3 protein-coding genes and 2 tRNA genes are annotated in these 1261 nt (G+C 46.9%); all 5 read left to right on the top strand.

What is annotated here, in order from left to right; genetic code table 11:
- Positions 1–189 (top strand): hypothetical protein (locus HUJ19_RS02025; protein ID WP_290621938.1); only part of this gene is annotated, 189 nt, incomplete at its 5' end.
- A gap of 31 nt (positions 190–220) precedes the next feature.
- The gene (locus HUJ19_RS02020; RefSeq protein WP_015780727.1) at positions 221–523 is read left to right on the top strand and encodes an integration host factor subunit alpha; all 303 of its coding nucleotides are present in this window, start codon (positions 221–223) and stop codon (positions 521–523) included.
- The gene (locus HUJ19_RS02015) at positions 501–851 is read left to right on the top strand and encodes a MerR family transcriptional regulator (protein ID WP_015780726.1); all 351 of its coding nucleotides are present in this window, start codon (positions 501–503) and stop codon (positions 849–851) included. Before HUJ19_RS02020 ends, HUJ19_RS02015 begins: the two co-directional genes overlap by 23 nt.
- Before the next feature lie 96 nt (positions 852–947).
- Positions 948–1024, top strand: a tRNA-Pro gene (locus HUJ19_RS02010).
- 142 nt (positions 1025–1166) lie between these two features.
- A tRNA-Ser gene (locus HUJ19_RS02005) sits at positions 1167–1257 on the top strand.
- Positions 1258–1261 lie beyond the last annotated feature (4 nt).

Genomic DNA, 1261 nt, shown 5'->3' with positions numbered 1-1261 from the left:
TTACTGACAGATGCCCATATTTTTGATATATACAAGGGTGAGCACTTGGAACCAGGCAAGAAAAGTATTGCATTGGCCATGACACTCCGTCATCCGGACAAGACACTCGAAGACGCAGAAATCAATGCCGTAGTCGAAAAGGTCGTGTCTGGACTTGCTGAGCAATATGGAGCGACGTTAAGAAACTAACCGCTTCGACTGGAATCAAAGGGGATATATTATGGCACTGACAAAAGCTGACATGGCAGAACGTTTGTACGAAGAGCTAGGGCTTAACAAGCGTGAGTCTAAGGAAATCGTAGAAGCGTTTTTCGAGCAGATCCGTGATGCCCTGGAAGATGGATATAATGTCAAACTTTCCGGTTTCGGAAACTTTGAACTTAGGGACAAGGCACAACGGCCTGGACGTAACCCGAAAACCGGAGAAGAAGTTCCAATCAGCGCGCGACGCGTTGTGACCTTCAAGCCTGGACAAAAATTAAGAGGAAAAGTCGCCGACTATGTTGGAACCGAGCAACAATAACGAATTGCCGGCAATCCCCGGCAAACGCTACTTTACTATTGGGGAAGTAAGCGACCTTTGCGCAGTAAAACCACACGTCCTACGCTATTGGGAACAAGAGTTCGACCAACTTGATCCGGTGCGTCGTGGTAACCGTCGATACTATCAACGCGACGACGTCCTCATCGTACGCCAAATTCGTTCGCTACTATACGAACACGGCTACACGATAGGCGGAGCAAGACAATGCCTCAGCGAAAGCAACGGCGAAGAAGCTCCAGTCAACAAAGCGCAAATCGATGAGTTAATCGAAGAGCTCGAAAAACTCAAGCAATTCTTAGCCGCATAAAGCCAGCTGAGAATAAGCTAAACAAATCATTGCAAAATTAAGGAAATGCGGTACTATTGGCACCGCATTTTTTATTGCCTAAATGAAAATGCTAGTCGGAGCGTGGCGCAGCTTGGTAGCGCACTTGCATGGGGTGCAAGGGGTCGGAGGTTCAAATCCTCTCGCTCCGACCAATTCATAACCAAAGTTAGATACAGTTTAGATTAAATAGTAATCAAAACTGACCGGTTATTGAAAATAACAGTAAAAACAGCGATTTTTTTGCTAAAAAGGCTTCCATAAGGAAACTTCATACGGTATTATTTCGCGCAGTTCGGAGAGGTGGCAGAGCGGCTGAATGCACCGGTCTTGAAAACCGGCGTGGGTTTGTAGCCCACCGTGGGTTCAAATCCCACCCTCTCCGCCATATC

The organism is Kangiella sp. (genome assembly GCF_014762745.1).
Taxonomy (GTDB): Bacteria; Pseudomonadota; Gammaproteobacteria; order Enterobacterales; family Kangiellaceae; genus Kangiella.
Note: the sequence above shows the minus strand (reverse complement) of the source record. Positions and strands in the feature narration are given on the sequence as shown.

Bases quoted from the DNA above. Each gene is read 5' to 3' on its own strand.
- HUJ19_RS02020 (WP_015780727.1), top strand. From the start codon at position 221: ATGGCACTGACAAAAGCTGACATGGCAGAACGTTTGTACGAAGAGCTA.
- HUJ19_RS02015 (WP_015780726.1), top strand. From the start codon at position 501: ATGTTGGAACCGAGCAACAATAACGAATTGCCGGCAATCCCCGGCAAA.